The sequence below is a fragment of the Corynebacterium sp. KPL1824 genome (assembly GCF_000478095.1).
GTDB classification, from domain to species: domain Bacteria; phylum Actinomycetota; class Actinomycetes; order Mycobacteriales; family Mycobacteriaceae; genus Corynebacterium; species Corynebacterium accolens.
The window spans coordinates 689,827-714,192 of record NZ_KI515750.1; the positions used below are offsets into that span (position 1 = coordinate 689,827).

The following is a 24,366-nucleotide window of genomic DNA, read 5'->3' on the forward strand; positions in this document are numbered from 1 at the left end:
TCCCCTCTTTCCCACGACCCCGTGGGAAACCCAACTATTCAATCCCCTTAAACATGAGATTTTTCTTCACCTTATAGTCTTTCTCCCCGCCAAGAAAAACCGACCCTTGCTAGGCTTCCCTAACCACCACAAAGCGCTGAGGTTCCCGCATGTCAACGCGGAATTCTCGGCCCGTAGACAGTCAACCGCGGGGATATTTTGCGCCGGAGCGCCGGTACATGTGAGCACGCAGGACGCGCGGCACAGGAAGGCAGGGGCGCTGGGCTTCTCCCGCGCGGGTGCTAGCGCCGGAAGCAGGGCCCAGGCAGCTCTCCCCATGCAGGCCGATACTCTTCAGCACGCCGAATTGCACCTTTATGGGCTAATATGTTCGAAAGGGCGATGGTGTTCGTGTCTGCGGGGGCGGCTAAGATAAGTCACCAATGAACAACGTCAAGCCTCTGGTGAAATGGGCCGGCGGGAAACGCCAGCTCTTGCCGCATATTCACGCCGCCCTGCCCGCTGGGACGCCGCGGCGTTATTATGAACCCTTCATCGGCGGCGGCGCGGTTTTATTTTCGCTCACCCCGGCCTCTGCGCGGGTCAATGACCTCAACTCGGAGCTGATTAATTTATATGAGGTAGTGCGCGAAGGCGTCGACGAGCTCATCAGCCTGGTTTCGACGTATCCGAACGACGCGGACTTTTTCTACCAGCTGCGCGCGGTGGACCGGGATGCGGAACGGTTCGCGGCGCTTTCTGCCACCGAGCGCGCCGCGCGGACGCTGTATCTGAATAAGACCTGCTATAACGGCCTGTACCGGGTAAATTCCGCGGGGCAATTCAATGCGCCTTTTGGCCGTTATAAGAACCCCACAATTTGTGATGCGGATACGCTGCGCGGGGTCCACGAGTATTTTCGGGACAATGACGTTACCTTCACGCAGGGCGATTTCACCACGGCGGTGGCAGGTGCTGGTGAAGGAGACTTTGTCTATTTCGATCCGCCCTATGACCCGGTCAACGTCACCAGTTCCTTTACCGGTTATCAAAAAGGCGGTTTTGACCGCGCGGAGCAAGAGCGCTTGAAGGCGGTGTGCGATGATCTCGATGCCCGCGGGGTGAAGTTCCTCCTGTCCAATTCCGCCACGGAGTTCATCCGCGAGCTCTACGCGGATTTTTCCATCGACACCGTGGCGGCCACCCGCGCCATCAATTCCGTGGGATCGCGCCGCGGCAAAGTAGATGAAGTGCTCGTGCGCAACTACGAGGTGGGCCATGAGTAAAGCACCGAGCGCACAGGAACAGCGGGAGCTTCGCGCGCTGTTCGGTGTCCCTGAGGGCGAAAAGCTTGGCCTCGATGATTGGGGATGGCTGCGCATTCTAGCCTCGGGGTGTGGCGAGCAGCTGGAAGAAAAAGGGTACTTCTACCTCACGGCCAAAGAGCTAAAGGAGCTTTCCGGCCGGGAGCCGCGGCTGATGGCCAAGCACGACTTTTCTACCTCGCGGCCGTGGATTTTCAAGGAATTGGGGCTTGGGATCCTTCCGGTTAGCCGCAGCGAATACTTCGTTGGGCCGTTGGACCTGTACGAACGGTTCCCGGACCCGACCCACGCCGGGCCGAGTTCTGTGCGCACGTTGGACATGCCCGCGGGCCTTGACACCCTCGATATCGAAAGCGTGAACTCGGAATCGATGGCGTTGAATGTGGCATCGGCAAGCGGCATGCTCGAGCACTTCTTGGGATGCGAACCATTGCAGGCCACCGTCGCCGGGCGCATGTCGTCGCTGGAAATGACGATTCCAGTGCCGGATCTGGGGCTGACAGTCAAGGTCGACCGCGCGCAAATGGAAATCGACGGCGGCTTCGAATCGCTCGAGCATTTGGTGCTGGTGGAGGCGAAAAATCACATCTCCGAAGATTTCAATATCCGGCAATTGTATTTTCCGTACCGGCGCTTCCAGCAGTGGCTATCTAAAGCCGTGGTGCCCGTGTTTTTGGTCTACTCGAATGGCATCTTCCACCTGTATCGGTACGATTTCAGTGATCCCGCGGATTTTCGCAGCATCGCGCTGGTAGACCACGCCCGCTACGCCTTGAGCGCTTCGCACCTCAGCGTGGAGGATGCGCTGGGCATCATTGCCTCCGTCGATACCGAACCGGAACCGGTGGGGATTCCTTTCCCGCAAGCCAATAGTTTTGAGCGCGTGGTCAACCTGGTGGAACTCATTGCGCAACAGCCGATGAGCAAGGAGGAAATCGCTGAGGTATACGACTTCCATCTGCGCCAGGCAGACTATTACGCCAATGCGGCGTGCTACCTCGGGCTGCTGGAGCTTGCCGATGCCCACTATCAGCTCACCCCTCGCGGCGAAAAGGCTATCGCGCAGCCGCGACGCGATGGGCGCAACGCTGCCCTGCTGCGCGCGTTGGCGGCGCGGCAAGTATTCCGGCAGGCGCTGGAAATGAGCCTGCAGCGCGGGACGGTGGCCGAGACGCACGAAATTGCGGCGGCGATAGAAGGGCTCGGCCTGGGCGCTGCCACGGCGAGGCGGCGGGCCTCGACGGTGGCGCGATGGATACAGTGGGCACTGGATGTGGTGGCAGAGGGCGATCCGGAAACCCTGCCGGGGCTTTAAGCCACGAGTTGCTGGACGCCGGCGACCACGAGCGCGAGGCCGGCAACGATGAAGAACAGGCCCGATCCGATATCGATCCACGGGCCCGCGGCGATGAGCTTGCGGCGCACCGCATTCGTGGAAATCACCGTGGCCACCACCAGGAAGAAGGCGAAAGCCGATAATGCCAACGCCAGGGTCAGCGCGATGGCCAGCCACAACGGTGGAGATGCCGGCAGCTGCGGGGCAATCATAGCGGCGAGGAAAAGCACGATCTTCGGGTTAGACAGGTTCGTTGCCAGCCCCATTTTGAACGAGTGGCGCAGCCGGCCTAGCTTGGCCTCGGCGTCCTCCAGATCAACGGGTGGGTTGGTGCGCTGTTCGAGGCCACTGCGCAGCGCCCGCCACCCCATGAAAACGAGGAAGCTGCCGCCGATGGCCTGGACCGCGCCTAAGATTCCGGGGAAGGCGGTCAGGAGGGCGGCTGCGCCAAAGACCGTAGCACCGCACCAAAACAACACGCCGATTTGAATGCCCGCGGCCGCAGCGATGGCATGGCGGCGCGACTTGGTGGCGTAGCGAGTGACCAGAATGATATCTGGGCCTGGGGAGGCTACGCCCACCAGGTTCATCAGAAGGATAGTGAAAAAAGAAGTCCAGCTCACTGCGCGGACTCGCCTTCCAAGCGCCCGAGGAGATCCTCGCGGCCAAACATGCGGGCTGAATCGATGGCGGTTGGTTGCCCGGCGGTAGCGGAGGCGCCGGCGCTTAGGAGGGCATCGATAACCGCGTCTTCTTTTTTGAAAATCGCCCCTGCCAGGGGCGATTGGCCGCGATCATTGAGCAAGTTCACGTCGGCGCCGGCCTCTGCCAGCGCGGTGACGAGATTCGCATGGCCGTGGTATGCGGCAAGCATGAGAAAAGACTGGCCTTCTTGGTTGACCAGATTGATATTGACGCCCTGGTCAATGTAATTCAGGAGATCCGGGTTTCCCTCCCTCGCCATGTCAAAGAGCCGACCGGCGAATTCTTGCACTTGTTCCTCAGACATGGACTCTAGCTTAACGTGCCAATTCCGCGATTCGTTTTACGGCCGCCTCAACGGCGAATTCGGGCTCACCACCTTGGCCTTTAACGGCGGCGTCCAGTTCGGAGACGAGGATGACGGCGGCGGTGATGTCATCGGCGGTCCAGCGCCTGGCTACCGGCTGGGTCATTTTTACCACATACGGGGCAAGCCCGGTTTGGCTGGCAAGTGTGTACTGGTCCCCGCGGGCGGAATACAGGCGCGCCACGGCGCCTACCTTATTGGCCAAGGCCGCGGCGATGGCCACGGGGCTAGCGCCGAGCTGGAGGGCGCGCCTGCAGGTGGAGACGGCGGCTTCGACGCGGCCGGCGACGGCGGCATCGGCAATGTCCCAGTTGGCGACCTCGGCCACGCCGACGTAGTAATTGCGCACCGCTTCCTGCGTGACGTTGCCGCCCGTATCGGCCACGAGCTGGGAGATGGCGGAGGCAAGCTCGCGGAGGTCGGAGCCGACGCCATCGAGAACCGCATGCACGACGTCCGGGGTTGGACGAACGCCGTGGGAGGCGAACTCGCGGGTGGCCCACTGGCCTAGCTCATTGGGGTAGAGCGAAAAGACCTCGTGCACCTCCGCAATCTTGCGCAGCTTCGCCACCAGCTCGGGCGCCTTCTTCTTTTTCTTCAGCGTCTTCGCGGCCACGGAATAGACCACCACCATGGTCATGCCCGGCGCGGGATTGACGCAGGCGCGCAGGATGATATCGACTACCTCTTTCCCGGCGCGTTCGCAGTCCGTGATGACGATGACGCGGTTATCGCCAAACAGCGATGGGCTGGTGGCCTCTAAGATTTCGCCCTCGGATACCTCGGAGGCCTTCAGCGTCATCATTTCGGGGCGGGTGGCCTCGCCTTCGGCCGCGACCTTGTGGATGGTGTGGCGGGCGCGTTCGGTGAGGAATTCATCGTCGCCGAGAATGAGGTGTACGGGAGGCATGCCCATCATTTTAGCGCTAGGCGGCAAACACACCCAGACAAGCGATAACCCCTGCCAAGGTCAGCCACGGCCGGTGATAGAGCAGCCCGGCGATGACCCATCCGTATGCGAGGAGCGTAAATAGCGGGTGGGCGGTGATGGTGACCACGGGCAGGCTGGCCACGCCGTGGGCGATGGTATTGATCCACCACGCTGCGGGTTCGATGAGTTTTAATAATCCCGCGGCGATAATGCTCAAGGGGCCTAGCTGCGCGGCGATGGCCGCGAGCAGCCCTACCACGGTAATGGGTGCGGTGGCGGGCGCTACTAGGACATTGGCGAGGACCGAGACGACGGATACCTCGCCGGACATGAGGGCGATAAGCGGCAGAGTGAGGATATCGGCGGCAATCGCCACCGCGATAGCGCGCAGAAAGATGGCGGGCCAGCCGGTGACCGCTAGATGGGAATAAATAAGCGGGCTTAGCATGACGATGCCGAAGGTCGCCGCGCACGATAGCGCGAAGCCAAAATGCACCGCGAGGTCCGAATCCACGAAAAGGAGGGTGAGGATGCCGAGGCTGAGCGCGTGGATGGGTTCCATGGTGGAAGAGTGCAGCACCGCGAGCAGGCCTACTACCCCGGCGACGGCTGCGCGCTGCACCGACGGTTCAAGGCCCACCAAGATGACATAGGTGGCTAGCGCGGCCAGCGAGACCGCCACCCTAGTGCGCGGGCCGGCCGCGCAGGCGGCGCAGACGATGGCGGCAAAGGAACAAACGATGGCCACATTGGCACCAGACACTGCGCTGAGGTGCGATAGCCCGGTATCGATGTAGAGATCGCGCTCGGCGGGGCTTTGCAGGGAGGTATCGCCAAGCACCATGCCTGGGATAAGCCCCTGGCTGCTCGGGCCTACCGCCTCTAGTACGACCGCGCGGAAGTTATCGGCCACCCGTGCGGCCCAGCCGGCCAAGCCCGAAGGCGGCGCATCGATACGCAGGTGGGAGGCGTTGGCTATAACGGTCCCGACTCCGGGTTGGTCGGACTCGGAAAGCTGTACCGCGGCCGTGACCTGCGTTCCGGCGGGTGCGTTGAGCGGCTCGGGGCTAAATACCGGAAGCTGCGCGGGGTAGCCTGGGACATCGAGCCGGATGAGCCAACCGCCGGTGCTCGTTTGGGTCGGCGCGGTGACCACGCGGCCGGTAATCTCGCGGCCGAAGTCGAAAGCGGCTGCGCGCGCCTGCCGCACCGCTGCAACGAAGGCGGCGGCGCTGGCGAGCACGCCGCAAAAAATGGCTTGGCCCCAGTGCCGGGCGAGTAGGCATATCCCTACGACGCTGCCGATGCACATAACGGCCCACCCCTGCCCAAAAACCAGAACTGCAATGACCGCTACCCACGCGGTCAAGGCGCCGGGAAGCAGGCGGAGTTCTTTCATCGCGGCGTGGCCTCTTCTGCCTACAGCTGCACGTCATCTTTGAGCTTGGCAAACTTGGCAGGCCCAATCCCGCTGACCTCGAGGAGTTCCTCGACGTCCTTAAATCCCCCGCGCTCTTCGCGGAAGGAGACGATGGCTTCCGCGGTGACCTCCCCTACCCCGTTGAGATCCATGAGATCGGCGGCGGTCGCGGAATTAAGGCTGACTTTATCGCCGCCGGCGGGTGCTGCGATGGGGGCATCGGCAAGCGCGGGGTCGGGCGGGGCGCCTTGGGGCAGGATGTGGAGCTGCTGGCCATCGGCAAGCCGCTGCGCTTGATTGAGCGTCATGGTCTCTGCCTCCGGCAAGGGTGTGGCCGCGGCGAGGGCATCGGCGACGCGGGCGCCGGGCTCGAGGGTCTTCAGGCCGGGCGATGCGACCTCGCCGACGACGGATACGACGATTTCGCTGGGCTCGGCCGTAGTGCTTTCCATCGCCGCGGGTTCGGGCATGCCGGACTCATCCGAGTCGCGGGAGCTAAGGCCCAGCCAGACGATGACGCCCACCACCACGAGGATGGCTACCGCGCACGCCTGCCAGCGGCTGATGCGCACGCGCGGGCGCGGGTAATCGACGCGGAGGAGTTCTTCCTCGCCGGTGGGTTGGGTAAATTCGCGGAGTCGTTCGCTGATTTTGGGTGACGCCATAGCCCACAGGTTAGGAAGCCCCCGCGTGCGGTGCGGGGACGTGGGCGGAGGCGCTGTGGATAAGTCGTTGCGGGACGCAACCAAACGGGCTGAGGCGGGGCGGTTATCCACAATCGGGGGCGCACAGGCCGGCCAGCTTCGCGCGTGCGTGCGAGGGCCTAGGAGCTAAATACGGCAGATACCCCAATGGCGGAGGGGCCGGCGTGCACAGCGAGCACCTCAGTTAGGGGCGTGGTGATAAAGGACGTGCCTTCTGGCAGGGCATCGCGCAAGAGGCCCTGCAGCTTGTCCGCCGCCTCGCCAGCCTGGTTGTACTGAATGGCGATGAAGGCGGGCTCCCCGGTAGCGCGGGCGGCGATGATCTCTACCACCTTGGTGAAAGCCTTGGTTTGCGTGCGGGTTTTTCCCACCAGCTCCAGCTTGCCGTCCACGATGGACATAATCGGCTTGGTGGCTAAAAGCGCGGTGGACAGCATGGCGGTGGCCGCGGACATGCGGCCCGAGCGACGCATGTCCTCCGTGGATTGCAGGTACACCCAGGTAGCCGCGCGCTCGATGCTGTCGAGCGCCGCCGCGTGGCATTCTTCCAGCGCTGCGCCGTGTGCCGCCTTGGTGGCAGCCGCCATCGCCGCCGCACCCATGACCATGCCGGCCGAGCCGGAATCGATAACGCGCACCGTATCAGGAAAAACCCCTGCCGCAGCCACCGCCGCCGACCACGTAGATGAAAGCTCCTTGGACAGGTGGATGGCGATCACGCCATCATCCTGTGCCTTTTCCATTTCCCGGCCGTAGGCCGCGGCCAATTCGAGGGAGGACAGACCCGAGGTGGTGCGCAGTTTTCCGCCCTTGTCCTCGCTATCCATCACGTGCAGGTCAATGACGGTGATATCGAGTTCTGCAGCAATCTCTGGGGGCAGGCTGGCCGCGGAGTCAGTAATGACGCGAACGGTCACTAGGTATCTGCCCCTCCATCACCGGTGACCTCGCCCCCCATATTCCACCCGTCGAAGTACCACTGCGCGCTCGCCACCGTCTCTGGCGTGAATTCCAGGGAGGTCACGGGGGTTTCCGGGTTGAAATCCGGGCGGGCGGTCAGCTGCGACCAGTGGGTATTTTTCAGGCCGGATAAAATGCCGTACTGGCCGTGATCCAAGCCCAACAGGTGGCACGTGAGCGCGGAGATTGCACCACCGTGGGCGACGATGAGCACGGCGCCGTCATCCCAGCCGGAAAATTCCTGCATGAGCTCGTCGATGACCGGACGAGCCCGCCGCGCCACATCTACGCGGGACTCGCCCTCCGGCGGGGCCCAAGTGGGATCGTGGCGCCAGATGGCGCGGGCGCCGGGAAATTCCGCATCCACTTCGGCCGAGCTCTTGCCCTGCCACTGCCCCAGATTGGTCTCGCGCAGGCGAGGGTCCGTAGAAAAGTCTAAGCCGAGCGATTCTGCCACCACCCGCGCGGTTTCTCGCGCGCGCTGCAAATCGGAGGCGACGATTTTTACCACGCCCTGATCCCGGAGCAGGCGCGCGGCGGCGCGGGCCTGTTCATAGCCGACATCGGAAAGCTCAGTATCCAAGTGGCCCTGCATGCGGCCGGAGGCATTGTAGGTGGTTTGTCCGTGGCGGATCAGAATCAGGCGGCGGCTCATGGTGGGGTTAAAGCTCCTCGTCCTCGCCAGGGGCCTTTTGCGCCAATGGCAGCTCATCAATGGAATCCACGGTGCGCGGATTGACGCCATTGGTCCAATCGCCGGGGCGCTCGGGCGGCTCAATGCCCTCGATCTCCACCAAGGGGCAATCGTGGTAGAGGCGGTCGAGCCCATAGTGCTCGCGCTGGTCCGTGCGCTGCACGTGGATGACGATATTGCCATAATCCAGAAGCACCCAGCGGTTTTCGCGGTTGCCCTCGCGGCGCTGCGGCTCGAAGCCCTGGGCCGTCATCTGGTCCTCCACCTCATCCACGATGGAGCCGACCTGGCGCTCATTATCGGCAGAAGCCAGCACGAAAACCTCGGTGATGGCAAGGACATCGGAGACATCAATTGCCGCGATATTGCTTGCTAGCTTGTCCTGTGCGGCGTGCGCCGCGGTTGCCGCCATGCGGCGGGCGAGATCAGAAATAGACAATGTATAAAAATTCCCTTTTCGCGTCTGGTGAGGAAGTGTCTTTTAGCTGTCTATTCTTGCACGTTCGGCGCGATTGTGCCCAAACTTGAACTATAAAGGTTTATCCGGCTGCGCAGAGTACAGGTTATTTTTGGTGATGTATTGCACCACCCCATCCGGAACCAGGTACCACACCGGGCGGTTTTGGGCGGCGCGCTCGCGGCAATCCGTAGAAGAAATGGCCATAGCAGGGATATCGATGAGGTTGATATCTTCCCGCGAGCCGGCCGGCAGCATATCCGTGCTCAGCTCGTAGCCCGGGCGTGTAACGCCCACGAAGTGCGCCATGTCCAGCATCTCTTCCCAATTATGCCAGCTCATGATGGATTGTAGGGAATCCGCACCGGTGATGAAGTAGAACTCGGCGCCCGGGAAAAGCTCGCGCAGATCGCGCAGGGTATCGATGGTATAGGTAGGGCCCTTGCGGTCGATGTCCACGCGGGAGACGGTAAAACGCGGGTTGGAGGCCGTTGCCACCATGGTCATCAAATACCGATGCTCCGCGGCCGTGACCTCGCGGGAGGCCTTCTGCCACGGCTGGCCGGTGGGAACAAAGACTACGGTATCGAGGGCAAAGCGGTGCGCCGCCTCGCTGGCGGCGACCAAGTGGCCATTGTGGATTGGATCAAAGGTGCCGCCCATGATCCCAATGCGCTGGGAATTGGTCATGGCTGGAGAGTATAGCCGCTACCCTGCTGGGGCGTTAAGCCAGCCAGCCACGGTATCGGCCACGCGGGCATTGTCCTGTTCCACTGCCGCATCGCCCTCGCTATCGCGGAAATACGAAGCGTGGTGGGCGGCCTTTGTGGCCAAGGCGTCTTTGGCATTGCGCAGGCTGAGATCGCAGACGAAATCGCCGGCGAGGCAGTAATCGATGCGGCGATCGGCTGGCAGTGCGGCGCTGTGGGGCACGAGGATCCGCGGAATCGGCCCGGCCATGCCGCCTGGACGCCGCAGGGGATTGCCCAGGTAGATCGCCCCGGCGAGCTTGTCCTGGGACGCGAGGTAGCGCTCCGCGCTGGTGGCGATGATGGCCCCTTGCGAATAGCCGGCGGTGATATAGCGCGGGCTGCATCCCGTTTCTTCTTCGTACTTCTCCACCACGCGCGGCGCGTTGTTCATGCCGCTGCGCAGGCTCTGCACAAACCCGACGGTGACCTGATAGACCAGCTCGTGCAAGGGGTGTTCCAGCAACACCCCACCAAGGCGGCGCATCAGCTGCAGCGGGCGCAGGTTTTCGCCTTCTTGAGCCAGCGGTGGCAGGTTCATCGAGGCTGGATACGCATCCGCATCCAGCGCCAGCACGTAGGCATTATCCATCGCACCGGGGTGGCGTTGTTCTACCAAGTGGAAAAGCGCGGCAAGGTTGGGGCCTTCATAGCCATTGGATTCCGCGCCCTGTTCCGAGTAGCGCTGCGGTCCGAAGTACTCGCCGTGCTCCTCGTTTTGGTCCGAGCCGCGCGCGGCAAGGAAGACGTAATCGGGGCAGGTTTCGGCCTGTGGGTGGGGCTGCCCCGCCGCCGCGACAGGGGCGAGCATAGACGCGCCAAGCGCCGCCGTGGCGGCGATAGTTACGAAACCAGCGGCGGCGCGAGAGCGAGAGAAAAGGCGCACGTTCTTATGGGCGTACGTGACCGGTGCCTTGGAGGACCCACTTGGAAGAGGTCAGCTCCGGCAGGGCCATTGGGCCGCGGGCGTGCAGCTTCTGGGTGGAAATGCCGATTTCTGCACCCATGCCGTAGACCTCGCCATCGGTAAACGCGGTGGAGGCGTTCAGCATGACGGCCGCGGCATCGACCTCGTTGCCGAACTTGACCAAAACGTCCGCATCCTGGGCCGCAATGCCCTCGGTGTGGCCGGTGGTAAATTCCGCGATGTGCGCGATGGCACCGTCGACGCCGTCCACTACCTTGGCGCAGATATCCATGGACAGCGACTCTTCACGCCAGTCCTCCTCGGTGGCTTGGACGACGTCCGTAGCGCCGAAGCCCTCGAGCTCGTCCACGTCGCCGTGGACGGTGACGTCTGCATCCTGAAGGGCGCGGACGATGCGCAGCTTGGTGGCATCATCAAGCGCGGCATCGATAAGCACGCACTCCGTAGAGTTGCAGACCGAGGTGCGGCGGGTCTTGCCGTTGATGACCATGTCGATGGCCTTATCCATGTCGGCCGAAGCGTCGATGTAGAAGTGGCAGTTGCCGGTACCGGTCTCAATAGCCGGAACGGTAGCACCGGTAACCACGGCCTCGATGAGCTTGGCGCCGCCGCGGGGGATAACCAGATCCACCAGGCCACGGGCGGTAATCAAGTCCTGGACGGAATCGTGGGTCTCGCACGGCAGGAGCTGGACTACCTCGCGCGGCAAGTCGAACTCCGCGAGGGTATCCTGCAGGAGCTCCACCAGCTTGGTATTGGAGTTGCGCGCGGACTTGGAACCGCGCAGCAGCGGCACATTGCCGGACTTCAGCGCCAGGCCAAAGGCATCGACGGTGACGTTCGGGCGGGCCTCGTAGACCATGCCCATCACGCCGAGCGGGACGCGCACCTGCTTCATCTGGATGCCGTTATCCATGGTGCGGCCCTGCAGGATCTCGCCTACCGGGTCCTGCAGGCCAGCGACCTGGCGCAGGCCATCGGCAATGCCCTCAACGCGGGCGGCGTCCAAGGTCAGGCGGTCAATCAGGGAATCGGACATGCCGCGCTCGCGGCCGGCCTCAATATCCTGCTGGTTAGCAGCAAGGATGTCATCGGTGTGGGCAATGAGATTTTCGGCTGCGCGCTGCAAGATTTCATTCTTGCGCGGCGTGGACAGCTGCGCCACGACGGGCGCAACGTCCTTTGCAGCACGGGCTTTGGACAGAACTTCTTCGCGTTCAGTGTTGCTCATGTCATACCAGAGTAACGTACCCGCCCGAGTTTTTCAGCCGCCCGCCGTATACCTCACGCTTTGCCTAAATTAGGCAGGCCACGCAGAGAAAACCACCCCCTCTACCCGCACCCGAGAGTGCGGTAAAGCTCACAACTGCAAATCCAATTGTTCAATTCCTTGAAATAGTTACTTGGGTATGTTTATTCTTTGCTTGATAGGTTTCACTGCAAAAAAGGAGCACTCATGAAAAAGAACGTGGCCAAGCTGGGCCTGATGCTGACCCTGAGCGGGGTCGCCCTCGCCGCCTGCAGCACGAATGACGGCGGCAACGGTTCCGACGCGGGCTCCGGTTCGGGCGACGATCAGACCATCAAGGCCGTTGCCACCACCACGCAGATCTGCGATTACCTCACCCAGATTGCCCAGGGTGGCATGACGCTCCACAAGGTGGATTCCAGCGGCAAGGAAACCACCGAGGGCGATGGCGATACCACCCTCGATCTCACCTGCCTGTTGGCGCCGAATGCCAGCGCGCACGAGCACGAGATGACCCCGCAGCAGATGAGTGCCATGGCGGATGCGGACTTCCTCTTTAAAAACGGCGTCGACCTCGAGCACTTCCTCGATAACGCCGTAGAGTCCTCCGGTTTTGACGGTGAGACCATCGTCACCGCCGGCGATGACAACTCCAAGCACAAGGTAGACCTGCGCGAGTGGCCGTTCCCCGGCGAGGACGGCGAGGAACAAGAATTCACCCACGATCCGCACGTGTGGACCTCCCCCAAGAACGCCAAGATCCAGGTAGAAAACATCGTGGATGCCTTGGCCGATAAGGAGCCATCCGTGAAGGAAGTCGGCGAAAAGTACACCAAGCAGCTCGACGAGCTGGATAAGTGGGTCACCGAGTCCCTAGAGACCGTCCCTGAGCAGGATCGCGTGCTGTTTACCTCGCACGATGCCTTTGGCTACTTCTCCAACGACTATGACGTGAAGTTCATCGGCTCCGCGCTCACGGACTTCAATAACCAGCAGGACGCCACCTCCTCGCACATCGAGGATGCCGCCAAGGAGGTCCGCGATTCCGGCGCCAAGGCCATCTTCGCGGAAAACTCCAATAACTCTAAGTCCATCGAGGCCATCGCCCGCGCCGCAGGCGTCAAGGCCATTATGGATGATGACGCCCTGTACGGCGACTCCTTGGGCGTGCCGAATAGCGACGGCGCCACCTACATCGGCTCCATCATCCACAACGTCACCACCTTGGTAGATGCCTGGGACGGTGAAGCGGCCGATCTGCCAGAAAGCCTGGATAACGCACGATGAGTACACCGCTTTTAGAGCTTTCCCATGCCTCCTGCGGCTATGGCACCACCACCATCGTGGACGATGTCTCCTTGACCATCCACGAAGGTGAGGCCATCGCGCTGCTGGGGGCTAATGGTGCTGGTAAATCCACTCTCTTAAAGGCCATCGCCGGCCTTGCTACGCTGCGCGGCGAGCATCAGCGCACGGCGACGCTGGGCTATGTTCCCCAGCACCACACCTGCGATCCCACCTTTCCCGTCACCGCCGGCCGGGTCGTGGAAATGGGCCTGCTCAATAAGGCCTCGTGGTGGGAGCGCATGGGCAGCATGCGCCGCCTGCGCCCGCAGATTACGCAGGCGCTCGAGCTCGTCGGCATGGCGGATAAGGCGAAGACCCGCTGGGATAAGCTTTCGGGCGGGCAGCGCCAACGCATATTTATTGCCCGCGCGCTGGCCGCCCACCCGGACCTCGTGCTCATGGACGAGCCCTTCAATGGCCTGGACCAAGATAGCAGGCAGGTGCTTTTAGGGATCATCGCCAAGCTCAAGGAAAGCGGGGTTGCCCTGCTCATTTCCACCCACGATCCCATTTTGGCGCAGCGCGCCTGCGATGCCGGAATGCTCATCGTGGACGGCCACAGCGAAGTCCTTGATACCGAGGATGCAGTCGAGCGCTACCTGGAGGCCACGTCGGTATTACAGGGGGACATGTGACGCTTCTGCTTACTGCTCCCTATATGCAGCGCGCCGCCCTGTTCTTGCTGTGCGTGGCCTTGACCGGCGCAGTGGTCAGCGTATTGGTTAACCTGCGCCGCATGGAATTTAGCGTCGAGGCGCTGGTCCACTCGGTATTCCCGGGCATCGTCATCGGCCTGGCCGTGGCGGGCTTTCCCGGCATCTTGCCCGGTGCCGCCGTCGCCGCGGGTGTCGCCGTGCTCATTTTGGCGCGCCTGAATTCCGGCAGCGATGGCCACGACCATGAATCCGGCACCGCGGTGGTACTGACCTTGATGTATGGCATCGGCGTGGTCATCAGCCTCGCCGTGGGGGATCGCTCCGGCCAGCTGGAGGCCCTTATGTTTGGCCGCTTGCTCGATATCACCACTGACCGCATGATCCCCTCGATCATCTTGTGCGTGGTTGCCGCCCTGCTCATCCTGGCCACCTGGCGCTCGCAAGTAGCCGTCGCCTTTGACCGCGAATCCGCGCGCGCCACCGGCATCCGCGTGGGGCTAATCGATGTCACTGCCAACGTAGCGGTGGGCCTAATCGTAGTCGCCGCGAGCTCCGCCATTGGTGTATTGCTCGTTCTGGGTTTCGTGGTGGTACCTGGCCTGGTCGGGCGCGTCCTGGCTAGCACCCCACTGCAGATGCTCCTGTGGGCGCTGGTGGGCGCGGTAGTCGCCGTATGCGTGGGCCTGTGGCTCATGCTTTCGGTGACCTCCCACCAGATTTCCCCGCAAGCCATCGTCGCGCTGTCGCTGTCCCTGACCGTTCCGCTCGCACTTTTAGGCAGGCGCATATGGGTGTCTTAACATTGCCATTCCTCGAGGCCATCGCGGTGGGCTGCCTCTCCGGGCTGGTGGGCACGCTCATGGTGCTGGGCAACCGCGTCTTTTTTGCTGAGAGCCTCTCCCACGGCACCTTTCCCGGCGCAGTCCTCGGCGTCGTCGTGGCCAATGCGCTGGGCGCCAACTTGAGCGATGGACTCATGCTCGGCTCCGTGGCGGTCTGCATTCCGCTGGCGGTTTTCATGCATTACCTGGGCAAGGTGCACGGCGTATCCTCCACCGCCGCGGCGGGCACCACGCTCACCCTAGGCTTTGCGCTGGGCATCTTGCTGCTGCGCTGGTTCCAGCCGCTGCCGCTGCACGTCGATAGCTTCCTGGTGGGCTCGCTCACCACGGTCAACCACCGCGATGTCGCCGTCGCGGCCGGCTTGGTCATTATCTGCTTGCTGGCGGTACTAACCTGCCGGCGCCGCCTCTTCCAGGCGTATTTCGACCCCACCACGTCTCCGCATAGCGGGCTTTACGATGCCCTGACGCTCGGCCTTATCTGCTTGACGATGGCCGCCGTCATCCCCGCCGTCGGCACCATCTTGTCCATTGCCCTGCTCGTGGCCCCGGCCGCGGGCCTGCGCCCGTGGGTATCGCGCCCGGAGGCGCTGCTTATCGGGGCGGGCATCATCGGCATCACCATCGCGGTTGCCGGGCTTTTTATCGCCGCACACTTGAGCCTTTCGGCCGGCGGCACCATCGCCATTGTGGCCGGCGTGTTCTACCTCGCCAGCATGACGGCCTATAAGGCGATTTCCTAACGTGCGGCGCGGCGCAGCAACGCAGCGCAGCGCCGCGCGTTAATTAGACGAGGCCAGGCGGACTGTGATCTCGCGGGCGGCCACCTCCGCCAGCGACATCTCGCCGCCTTCGGTCTGCACCGTCAATAACCCGGCCACGCTATCGCTTACGCGCAGCTCATTGCCCAGCTCCACCCCAAAGCGGTCGAGGTAACGCAGCAGGCCTGGATCCTCATCGCAGACGCGCTCCACGGTCACGGGCGCATCGAGCGGGGCGCTGGCGAGCGTGAGCGTGCCAAGATCCTCGATCCCGCCGCCAATATCGGGAATGGGATCGCCGTGTGGGTCGCGGTCAGGAGATCCCAGCAACGCATCAATGCGGCCGATAAAGCGATCGGAGCAGGCGTGCTCGAGGCGGTCAGCGTCCTCGTGCACCTCGTCCCAGGAATAGTCCAGGGTCTCCACCAAGAAGGTTTCTAAGAGCCGGTGGCGGCGCACCATCTGCATCGCCAGCTCACGGCCTGCAGGGCTCAATGAGACGCCCTGATAGCGCTCGTGTTCTACCAGCCCTTGGGCGGCGAGCTTCTTAATCGCCTCGGAGGCGGTGGGCACCTTTTGTTCCAGGCGCCCTGCCACATCCTTCAGCGCCACCGGGGCGCCCCCGGAGTGCTCCGATAAGTCCCACAGAACTTTCAGGTAATCCTGGCTGCGGGTAGGCAGTTCTTCTAGGTGCATATCCACCATCTTCATAATCGTGCTTGCGTCGTCCTTGGATAAGTGTTAGTTTAGCAGTAGTTCAACGAGTTGAACTTTTATTTTCACTTGCCACGGGCAGTGGGCGGTACGTCCTTTCTTCGGTACACACACGACGCACCCAGCCATCGCTGTCCGTGGCTTTTGATCTTTCTAGTATCCCGCCTCCGGGTCCACCTGGGTGGGCATGGGCTCGTCCTTCTCCCACGCGGCGGCATTGGCATTGAAAATATCGCCCATGTGGTACTGCGCCACGTGCTTCGTCGCCCCGATGTGCGGGGTCATGGTGCAATTGGGCAGGGAGAGCAGCGGGTGGTCATCGGGAAGCGGCTCTGGGTCCACGACCTCCAAGCCGGCGCCGGCAATCTCGCCCTCGCGCAGGGCATCCACCAAGTCATCCGTGACCACGGTGCTGCCGCGCCCGACGTTGATAAACAGCGCAGACGGCTTCATGGCGCGGAACTTGGCGGCATCGATAAGCCCCTCCGTTTCCTGCGTGGCGGGGAGGATGCAGAAAATGACATCGGCCTCGCCCCACACGTGCGCGGCATCATCCATGGCCACCACCTCATCGGCGCCCTCCACCGGGCGGCCGGAGCGATTCACGGCGGTAATGTGGACCCCAAAGGACTTGAGCAAGGCAATGAGTTGCTTGCCGATGCCCCCAGCGCCCAAAATCGCCACCTTCTTCGGCCCCTGCTGGTCATAGATCCACTCTTGAGCCTCATCCAGCTCCTTGGCCACCGACCACGTGCCGGCCTGCGCAAAGGCCTTGTGCTGGTGCGCCTGGGAGAGCAGGAGGCCCAAGGCGCATTCGGCCACCGGCTTGGCAAAGGCGCCGGCGGAATTGCACCACGGCAAACCCTCAGGGGTAATCAAGCCCGCATCAATGAGTTGGTTTACGCCGGTAAAACAATGCTGCACCCAGCCGATATTGTCCGGCATCTCCGGGATGCGGCGCGGGCTGGGTGTGGTATTGACATAGACCTCTGCGTCTGCGAGGTTCTCTACGCGCTCGTGGCCGGCAGCGCTTAAGTCATCGACCATCGGCTGCCAGGTTTCTGGTCCCATAAAATACTTCATGGGACCAGCGTACGGCACGCGGCTAGATGCGCGAGGCGAAGTTAGACAGGTAATCCGCGTGCACGACGGAGCGGCGCTTATCTTCTGGCAGCTCGCTCATCTGCATGCCCTTGATGGCGTTCAATTCCTCGGAATCGAAGCGAACCTCACCGCGGCCGATAACCTCGCCCTTCGGGCCCAAGATATCGATGATCTCGCCCTTGTTGAATTCACCGCGGACATCCGTAATGCCCACGGCGAGCAAGGAGGTACCGCCCTTGGTCACCGCTTCCTTTGCGCCCTCATCCAGGCGGACGGCTCCGCCGGTATCGGCGCAGTAGAGTGCCCAGAACTTCCAGGCCGAAAGCTGGCGTTCCTCGCGGGTGTGGAAGACGGTGCCCACGGAGGCATCGGAAAGCGCAGGCCCAATATTATCGGTCGAGGTCAACAGCACTGGAATGCCGCCGCGGGTGGCCAGGCGGGCGGCGGAGACCTTCGTGGCCATGCCGCCGGTGCCGACCTTGCCGCCATCGCCGGCAACAACGCCCTTGAGATCCTTACCGGTGCGCACCTCATCGATGAACTTCGCATCCGGCTCAGCCGGGTTCTTGTCATAGAGGCCATCGACGTCAGAGAAGAGGAAGAGCGCGTCCGCGCCCACCAAGTTGGCGACCAAGGCCGACAGGCGGTCGTTATCGCCAAAGTGCATCTCAGAGGTAGCCACGGCGTCGTTTTCGTTCACGATGGGGATGGTGCGCAGCTGGCGCAGGCGATCAATGGTGCGCTGCGCGTTGCGGGCGCGGTCGCGGTGCCCGGCATCGGACGCCGTAAGCAGCACCTGGCCGATGGTGCGCTGGTAGCGCGCAAAGGAACGGCCCCACTCATATGCCAGGTGCACCTGGCCCACAGACGCAGAGGCCTGCTTCGTAGCCAGGTCGGTGGGGCGCTGGTGCAGGCCGAGCGGGCCCATGCCGGCGGCAACCGCACCGGAGGAAACGATAATGACATCGGAGCGCCCCATGCGCGCGTGGACGGCATCCACGATGTGATCGATCTTTTCCTGCGAGACGCGGAAGTTATCATCCGTCAGCGACGAGGAACCGATCTTTACAACGACGCGCTTGGCCTCAGCGATGGAGTTGCGCAATTCGGATTCAAACCCGGAGGCTATCGGGTTTTCATCAAGGGCTTCAGGGAACGGGGTATCAGCGGTAGGGCCATCAAACGGCTCTACGGGGAGCGGAAGAATGGGCTCTTTCTGTTGATCAGAAGACATAACTCAATAGTGTACAAAGCTTCCGGCACCAGTCCCCTTCATTGGGGCGTATTTCCCCCATGTGCGCAGCACATTATGCCCGGGGTGGGGGCACTCGCCCCAGCGGACGAGGCCCCACTTCCCCACTCCTGCGGTGGCTAGCCCTGCCAGCGGTCGCGGTTGGCGCCCTCGCGGGTGATCTCTTCCTCGTCGCCGTAGTCGAATTCATCGACCAAGCCACGCCGGGCCTGGGAGGCGCGCTTGCGCTCTGCCGCGGAGACGCGGTTGGTGCCCTTCAGGCGGGCATCCTCGCCGCGGCTGGCCATGGTGGGATCGCCGCCGGTCATCGGCTCCCACTCGAAGGTAATGCCGCCAATGGTCACGGGGCAGCCTTCCACCGCGCCCTGCTTGTGCAGCTCGTCTTCCACGCCGGCCTTGGCCAGACGGTCTGCCAAGTAGCCCACGGCCTCATCGTTTTCAAAGTCCGTCTGGGTAATCCAGCGCTCGATCTTCTCACCTTCCACGATGAATCCGCCCTGCACCTCTGGATCCGGTCGCACGCTAAAGTCCGCGAAGCTGCCGGTGTTTTTCTTATGCGCCTGGGCCTTGGGGTGAATCACGGTATGGGAAGCATCCCGCTTGGGCTTGGGCTGTGCCTTGTGGTGCTCGGTGACCATCTCCATGAGCTTGAATTTCAGCGGATCCAAGCCCTTGCGCGCCGCCGCAGAGATGATGAAGACCGGCCAGCCGAACTTTTCCTTGAGGTCATCCTTGACGAACTCCGCGAGCTCTTCTGCCTCCGGAACATCCGCCTTATTCAGGATGATGACGCGCGGGCGCTCGCGCAGATCCCCCAAGCCGGTATCGCTTTCTAGCGCCTCCTGATATTTAGCCAGCTCATTTTCCAGCGCCTCAATATCGGATTCCGGATCGCGGCCCGGCTCGATGGACGCGGTATCAACCACGTGGGCTAGCACCGCCGTGCGCTCAATGTGGCGCAGGAAGTCCAGCCCCAAGCCCTTGCCATCGGCGGCGCCGGGGATAAGGCCGGGAACATCAGCAATGGTAAAGGAGCTATCGCCCATATCCACCACGCCCAAGTTAGGCTGCAGGGTGGTAAACGGGTAGTCACCAATCTTCGGCTTGGCAGCAGAGAGCACCGAAATCAACGAGGACTTGCCCGCCGAAGGGAATCCGACGAGCCCCACATCCGCCATGGATTTCAGCTCGAGTACCAAATCATGGGCCTGCCCCGGCTCGCCCTGCAGTGCAAAGCCCGGCGCCTTGCGGTTCTTGGACGCCAGCGCCGCGTTGCCCAGGCCGCCGAAACCGCCCTCAGCCGCGACGAAACGCGTGCCCGGCACGGTAAGATCCGCTAGGGTCTCGCCCTTTTCCGTGCGCACGACCGTACCCGCGGGAACCTCCAAAATCAGGTCCTCCCCGCGCGCGCCATTGCGCATATCGCCAGCGCCGTTGCCACCGCGCTCGGCCTTAATATGCGGGCGGTAGTGGAAATCCATCAAGGTATGGATCTGCTCCGAGACCTCCAAGATGATGTCGCCACCGTGGCCGCCATTGCCGCCATCCGGCCCGCCCAACGGCTTGAATTTCTCACGGTGGACAGACACGCAGCCATGCCCACCGTCGCCAGCCTGCAAGTGCAAGACGACGCGGTCAATAAAACGTGCCATGAACAGCCTCTCTTCGCTATCAATTAGATACTAAAGTCTATCAGCTCCACCCCACTATCCACGATGCGCGGAATTTTAGAGTTCGCCTTCGGCAGATGCTTGTTGAGCTTCCTGCTGCTTTTTCTTCTTGCGCCGCCGGTAGTTCTTCCACAGGATAATAAGCACGGTGAGCAAGATGATCGCGATGACCAGAATCATCCACCACGACCATCCGAATCCAGCGGTATCAGGCTCTGGGTTCCCTGGCTCCAGCGGTACGCGTTCCGCGTGAACAAGCAACCTATCGGTATTAAGACCATAGGGAGTGCACGTAATCAGGGTGAGCTTATCGTGGCCGGGCTCATACGTCACCGCGTCATAAGCTTCAGGCTTGACCACTTCCCTGCCGGTCATTTTGTACCGGAGGCGCTCCCCCATAACCTCGATGAAAATCTCATCGCCTTCTTGCAAACGCGGAAGCTCATCAAACATCGCTGCATTGACCATGCCCGTGTGGGCAGAGATCACCGCATTCGTTCCATCACCGCCAACCGGAAGCGTGGAGCCATACATGTGGCCGGCGCCATCGTAAAGCACCTTCGGCGCAGTGGTGTGGAAGACGGGCAAATCCACATTGATGCGCGGAATGCGAATGCGGGCAATCATGTCGGTAGGACCGTCCACATTCAATTGGGACATATAGTCTTCCATGCCTGGGTCGCTGTCCACCGGTGGACGAGCGTGTGGGCCTTCTGCCAACAGCCGCTCATTGTATTCGCGAGCGCGGGCAAGTTGGCGGTCTTTTTCCTCTTGGCTTAGATCTTCGACCTTGCCGCTATAAGCTTCGGTCTGCCGCATCAGCTTATTGTGGTTGGCCAAAGTAGACACCACCGGATATAGCAGCAAGAGTGCGCCGAGAATGAGCGCAATGATGGACACCGCGTTGCTCTTCTTTTTCTTTTTGTTCTCAGCGGGCAACGGCTTTTCAACGGTCGTGGTCACGAGTTGCCTCCCTCTGGTCCAACGTGCTGATTGGAATCTTCGTCATCTTTTCGCCGCCGCGCAAGCACAATGAGGCCTCCAAGGATGAGTACTACTCCTAGTGCGACGATGCCGATCACTGATGCACCGGTAGATGCCAAACTGCCTAGAATCTTGCCATGCTTGCCATCTTTTTGGGAAGAATCTGGATCTCCTTCCGCGGCAGATAAGGGCCCCTGGTGCCCATCTTCTGTTGGAAGAGGCGGGAAACCATTCGCTTCAGGTTCACCGGATCCAGCATCCGACGAGGAACCTGGGACCGAAGAAGGAAGCGACTGCCCTCCAGATGGGACGGCAGGTGTCGTCGAATCCGTACCTTTCATGCACTCCGAATATGCCACTACGGGCAGACTCGCGGCATCGGATACCTCAACCGGACGCCGTTCCGCGTCCATGCCATCCGTAAGAATCGTTGTAGTGGCGCTAAGCTCGCCCACTGCATCAGCCTCCGCACGAGCGGCAACGCTTGCTTTCACCACAGTAGAAGGATCTAGGCTACGAAGATCTGCCAATTGTTGTAGCGTGGAATCCTTAAAAGCTAGTTTCACCGTGCTCCCGGTGTTTTCTACGCGGTACTGGTCCGCTGATAGCTCGATCCGTTTACCTGCGCCCACAATCCGCACCGAGTCCACCGCAAGGCTTTCTATTTTATGACCTACCGACACTGTGGTGGATACTTCATAGCGCTTAATTCTTCCCTCAACGCTGACATTCGGCGCGGACCCAGAAATCTCGTAGACAATCCGGCCGCCAGCTGCGACCGCAAAACGACCTCCGGCGACGCTACACGATGTCCGCGGTTGTATTTCTGCGTTAAGAACTTGCGCCTTGAGTTCAATATTATGCGCCTTGCCGTCACCGGATACCGCGATGACGAATGGCGCATACGATACCCGGGAGTCTTTAGTGCCCTGGTTATCCGCCACGTTGAGGAGATACACCCCAGGTTCTACGCCCTTGAAAGTCGCTTCCCCCTCAGAGGTGGTTTTCTTCGCCATCGAGATAAAACGATCCGGATTATCGCGCAATAACTGCGGCACGTTGAGCTGCGGCAAGTCATTAATGCGTACATCTTTAATCAATAGCAGCTCAAGTTCACGGTCCCCAATATCCTGGAACCATTCTTCACCCACGGATTCCTTGAGATCGATATGAAGGTCACTGCTCCGCGATGCCGCATGTGCGACCGCCGAAATGCCGGATCCTCCCGGCATTTCCGGTACCGGCTGCGGCTGAAACGAGAGGGCGCTAATAAGCCCCATCGTTATCACCGCGGCACCAATCTGCCGCACCCGCCGGACGCGCAATTCAACAACCTTCCACTACGCAGAATCCACTGCTAAGTGGGAGAACGAAGTTGTACGTTTCGCCTCCCACCATTCGCCCAATCCGCGCGCCCCTCCCCTAGTGGGAGAGGCCTGCGGGTTTGAGCCACTTGCCTGTCTTAGGCGTTGCGGCGCTTCAGCTGGTAGTAGGCACCGCCGATGAACAAGAGCGCGCCGAGACCCAGAATGATCAGCATCGTCCGCATACCGGTAGCCGGCAGCTTGCCCCAAATATTGTCCTTCACGTCATCAATGGTCGCGGCATAAATAAAGCGAGCATTTTCCCCCTCACCGCGCGTTTGATCAGTTTTGGAAAGGTGGTGCGGATCTGGGTTGATGAGATAGCCCTGAGGAGCCTTCGTCTCGACCGCACAATATTCCTTATTCGGATCGAATTGCAGGAAGTAGCCATCGGCCTTTGCTGCCTCGCCCTGTACTGGCTCAGCCGCTGTCAGCGTTGCGGAAGCTACAGCCGTACCTTCTGCGTTGGCGCCCTTAATAGGAGCAGCTTGATCAGATACCTTCCACTTGTCACCGTCAGCGGTGCACTCAAAAACCTGGAATTCTGCGCCAGCACCGGTGGCTTTATCCTCAGTAGGCTCACCGTTCAGCGTCTTCGTAATCGACACATCGTTGTAGTGTGTCGTCGTCGCGCCATCATTCTCGCCGGAGTTGTCCCCGCCAGGCGTGGTGGGAATGCCGGGATCTTGATCGTTGCCGTTCAAGTCCAAGTGAGCGAGGTTTTCAATTTTACCGTTGGCGGGGATGCTCTGGACCGTGGCGTCGAACTTGACTTGCACAGAGAGTCCAGCGTTCGTGGCTCGAGCTTTGGCAAGCTTTTCCCGCCCAGCGTCAGTGAATTTCACCGAGAGGTTTTTGTTGTTCTCTCCGGTAATTGCGACCGTATAGTCACCTTGATCTCCGCGGGTAAGGTTTTCGACTCCCTCAGCGCTCACGGTTACGCCATCTGCACCGTTCGCGAAAGCAAGGTGCTCATTGAGATTATCCGTAATCTCGAAATGCGGAATATTGCGGTTTCTTTGGCGGTCAACGTCACCCGCAGGTACCGGAGCTTCAATGGTATAAGAAATCTTATCGCCAACGTTGGCGTTTCCATTTTCGGCGCTCTTCTTTGGCTGAATCAGCTGGTTCTTCGGGGAAACTTTAGGGTTATAGTTCACCGCACCGTCATCACCGATTAAAGGAACGGTGACCAAGAACGGAGCGCCGATTGTGTAGTTTGGATTCTCCGTGCTAGGAAGCTCAGTCACTTTGTACATACCGACGGCCAAATCCGTAAATTCAGCCTGGCCCGAATCATTCGTAACCTTTTCCTGCGCCGTAAATCCCTGGTCAAGCGGTGCGTTCTCTGCTCCGGTTTCAACCAAGTTCTTCGCCTCGGTCCAGCCAGCTGCGGTATCTAGCTTATTGGTCATCTGGACCTTTTCGACCTTGAACTTCATCCCCTCAAGAGCGGTGTCCGCGCCTGGATTGCCATCTCCAACGGGATCGCCCGAGTGCTTATCGATGGTGATGGAACCCGTTTTGTTTGCATCAATAGAGGCGCGGACATTTTCGGCCTGTGCCAGTACCGATGCACCATCACCGGGAGCAGCGAATGCAACTGGGGTGGCTGCGGCCAATCCTGCCGCAAGAGCGACCGCTAAGGTCTTAGAGGCAATACGAGACATTAGTAAGGGGTCCTCTCATAGAGAATTACTGAGCCGAAGTTCAAGGGAGCCGGTCAGCGCGAAAATGAAACCAGTGTAAAAGTATATGCCGGTGATAGTCCACTACACAATTGGAGAAGCGAACTTTTCACCTGCTAAAAGATAGTTATTGAATAAAGAATAAATACAAAGGTTAGCGGTCAAGGTGAATGGTTCACTTTG

General features: G+C 61.2%; 24 protein-coding genes. 6 read left to right on the top strand and 18 right to left on the bottom strand.

Going from position 1 to position 24,366, the window contains the following annotated elements:
- The first annotated feature begins 422 nt into the window (after positions 1–422).
- Together HMPREF1267_RS09525 and HMPREF1267_RS09530 are read left to right on the top strand one after the other, a co-directional pair.
- Positions 423–1,265 carry a DNA adenine methylase gene (locus HMPREF1267_RS09525; RefSeq protein ID WP_005278011.1) on the top strand — a complete coding sequence of 281 codons (843 nt, stop codon included), beginning with the start codon at positions 423–425 and terminating at the stop codon, positions 1,263–1,265.
- A complete protein-coding gene (locus tag HMPREF1267_RS09530) occupies positions 1,258–2,619 on the top strand; it encodes a hypothetical protein (protein ID WP_005278007.1) in 1,362 nt (453 codons plus the stop codon). The genes HMPREF1267_RS09525 and HMPREF1267_RS09530 overlap by 8 nt, the downstream gene beginning before the upstream one ends.
- Here the strand turns inward: HMPREF1267_RS09530 and HMPREF1267_RS09535 are convergent.
- The 11 genes from HMPREF1267_RS09535 to HMPREF1267_RS09585 form a co-directional block, all read right to left on the bottom strand.
- Positions 2,616–3,263, bottom strand: coding sequence for a LysE family translocator (locus tag HMPREF1267_RS09535; protein ID WP_005278005.1), 648 nt, complete (start codon positions 3,261–3,263; stop codon positions 2,616–2,618). The genes HMPREF1267_RS09530 and HMPREF1267_RS09535 overlap by 4 nt on opposite strands.
- A complete protein-coding gene (locus tag HMPREF1267_RS09540) occupies positions 3,260–3,649 on the bottom strand; it encodes an ankyrin repeat domain-containing protein (protein ID WP_023029110.1) in 390 nt (129 codons plus the stop codon). Before HMPREF1267_RS09540 ends, HMPREF1267_RS09535 begins: the two co-directional genes overlap by 4 nt.
- Positions 3,650–3,659: 10 nt before the next feature.
- The gene (holA, locus tag HMPREF1267_RS09545) at positions 3,660–4,628 is read right to left on the bottom strand and encodes a DNA polymerase III subunit delta (RefSeq protein ID WP_023029111.1); all 969 of its coding nucleotides are present in this window, start codon (positions 4,626–4,628) and stop codon (positions 3,660–3,662) included.
- 7 nt (positions 4,629–4,635) lie between these two features.
- On the bottom strand, positions 4,636–6,039 hold the full coding sequence (locus HMPREF1267_RS09550) for a ComEC/Rec2 family competence protein (protein WP_023029112.1): 1,404 nt from the start codon (positions 6,037–6,039) through the stop codon (positions 4,636–4,638).
- Positions 6,040–6,059: 20 nt separating this feature from the next.
- Complete coding sequence (locus tag HMPREF1267_RS09555) at positions 6,060–6,725, bottom strand: ComEA family DNA-binding protein (RefSeq protein ID WP_023029113.1); 666 nt, start codon at positions 6,723–6,725, stop codon at positions 6,060–6,062.
- 158 nt (positions 6,726–6,883) lie between these two features.
- Positions 6,884–7,681, bottom strand: a complete 798-nt coding sequence (locus HMPREF1267_RS09560) for a DegV family protein (RefSeq protein ID WP_023029114.1) — start codon at positions 7,679–7,681, stop codon at positions 6,884–6,886.
- Complete coding sequence (locus HMPREF1267_RS09565) at positions 7,681–8,379, bottom strand: histidine phosphatase family protein (RefSeq protein ID WP_005277992.1); 699 nt, start codon at positions 8,377–8,379, stop codon at positions 7,681–7,683. Before HMPREF1267_RS09565 ends, HMPREF1267_RS09560 begins: the two co-directional genes overlap by 1 nt.
- Before the next feature lie 7 nt (positions 8,380–8,386).
- A complete protein-coding gene (rsfS, locus tag HMPREF1267_RS09570) occupies positions 8,387–8,830 on the bottom strand; it encodes a ribosome silencing factor (protein ID WP_005277990.1) in 444 nt (147 codons plus the stop codon).
- 117 nt (positions 8,831–8,947) lie between these two features.
- Positions 8,948–9,565: a nicotinate-nucleotide adenylyltransferase gene (gene nadD / locus HMPREF1267_RS09575; protein ID WP_005277988.1), complete on the bottom strand. Its 618-nt coding sequence runs from the start codon at positions 9,563–9,565 to the stop codon at positions 8,948–8,950.
- Positions 9,566–9,583: 18 nt separating this feature from the next.
- A complete protein-coding gene (locus HMPREF1267_RS09580; protein ID WP_198012002.1) occupies positions 9,584–10,510 on the bottom strand; it encodes a cutinase family protein in 927 nt (308 codons plus the stop codon).
- A gap of 4 nt (positions 10,511–10,514) precedes the next feature.
- Positions 10,515–11,783, bottom strand: coding sequence for a glutamate-5-semialdehyde dehydrogenase (locus HMPREF1267_RS09585; RefSeq protein WP_023029116.1), 1,269 nt, complete (start codon positions 11,781–11,783; stop codon positions 10,515–10,517).
- Between the two features lie 225 nt (positions 11,784–12,008).
- On the opposite strand from HMPREF1267_RS09585, the gene HMPREF1267_RS09590 reads away from it, so the two are divergent.
- From HMPREF1267_RS09590 to HMPREF1267_RS09605, 4 genes are read left to right on the top strand one after another with little or no spacing between them, the layout of a single operon-like run.
- A complete protein-coding gene (locus HMPREF1267_RS09590) occupies positions 12,009–13,088 on the top strand; it encodes a metal ABC transporter substrate-binding protein (RefSeq protein ID WP_023029117.1) in 1,080 nt (359 codons plus the stop codon).
- Positions 13,085–13,783, top strand: coding sequence for a metal ABC transporter ATP-binding protein (locus HMPREF1267_RS09595; RefSeq protein WP_023029118.1), 699 nt, complete (start codon positions 13,085–13,087; stop codon positions 13,781–13,783). Before HMPREF1267_RS09590 ends, HMPREF1267_RS09595 begins: the two co-directional genes overlap by 4 nt.
- Positions 13,780–14,604, top strand: a complete 825-nt coding sequence (locus HMPREF1267_RS09600; protein WP_023029119.1) for a metal ABC transporter permease — start codon at positions 13,780–13,782, stop codon at positions 14,602–14,604. Before HMPREF1267_RS09595 ends, HMPREF1267_RS09600 begins: the two co-directional genes overlap by 4 nt.
- Positions 14,592–15,389, top strand: a complete 798-nt coding sequence (locus HMPREF1267_RS09605; RefSeq protein ID WP_023029120.1) for a metal ABC transporter permease — start codon at positions 14,592–14,594, stop codon at positions 15,387–15,389. Before HMPREF1267_RS09600 ends, HMPREF1267_RS09605 begins: the two co-directional genes overlap by 13 nt.
- 39 nt (positions 15,390–15,428) lie before the next feature.
- Here HMPREF1267_RS09605 and HMPREF1267_RS09610 read toward each other — a convergent pair whose 3' ends face one another.
- The 7 genes from HMPREF1267_RS09610 to HMPREF1267_RS09640 form a co-directional block, all read right to left on the bottom strand.
- Positions 15,429–16,118: a metal-dependent transcriptional regulator gene (locus HMPREF1267_RS09610; protein WP_023029121.1), complete on the bottom strand. Its 690-nt coding sequence runs from the start codon at positions 16,116–16,118 to the stop codon at positions 15,429–15,431.
- 156 nt (positions 16,119–16,274) lie between these two features.
- Positions 16,275–17,204: a D-isomer specific 2-hydroxyacid dehydrogenase family protein gene (locus HMPREF1267_RS09615; protein WP_023029122.1), complete on the bottom strand. Its 930-nt coding sequence runs from the start codon at positions 17,202–17,204 to the stop codon at positions 16,275–16,277.
- Positions 17,205–17,226: 22 nt separating this feature from the next.
- Positions 17,227–18,459, bottom strand: coding sequence for a glutamate 5-kinase (gene proB, locus HMPREF1267_RS09620; protein WP_005277962.1), 1,233 nt, complete (start codon positions 18,457–18,459; stop codon positions 17,227–17,229).
- Between the two features lie 137 nt (positions 18,460–18,596).
- On the bottom strand, positions 18,597–20,129 hold the full coding sequence (gene obgE, locus HMPREF1267_RS09625) for a GTPase ObgE (RefSeq protein WP_023029123.1): 1,533 nt from the start codon (positions 20,127–20,129) through the stop codon (positions 18,597–18,599).
- A gap of 75 nt (positions 20,130–20,204) precedes the next feature.
- On the bottom strand, positions 20,205–21,110 hold the full coding sequence (locus HMPREF1267_RS09630; protein WP_023029124.1) for a class C sortase: 906 nt from the start codon (positions 21,108–21,110) through the stop codon (positions 20,205–20,207).
- Positions 21,107–22,456 (bottom strand): LPXTG cell wall anchor domain-containing protein, encoded by a 1,350-nt coding sequence (locus HMPREF1267_RS09635; protein ID WP_156906123.1) that lies wholly within the window; start codon positions 22,454–22,456, stop codon positions 21,107–21,109. Before HMPREF1267_RS09635 ends, HMPREF1267_RS09630 begins: the two co-directional genes overlap by 4 nt.
- A 137-nt stretch (positions 22,457–22,593) precedes the next feature.
- Positions 22,594–24,165, bottom strand: a complete 1,572-nt coding sequence (locus tag HMPREF1267_RS09640) for a SpaH/EbpB family LPXTG-anchored major pilin (protein WP_023029126.1) — start codon at positions 24,163–24,165, stop codon at positions 22,594–22,596.
- Positions 24,166–24,366: the final 201 nt, after the last annotated feature.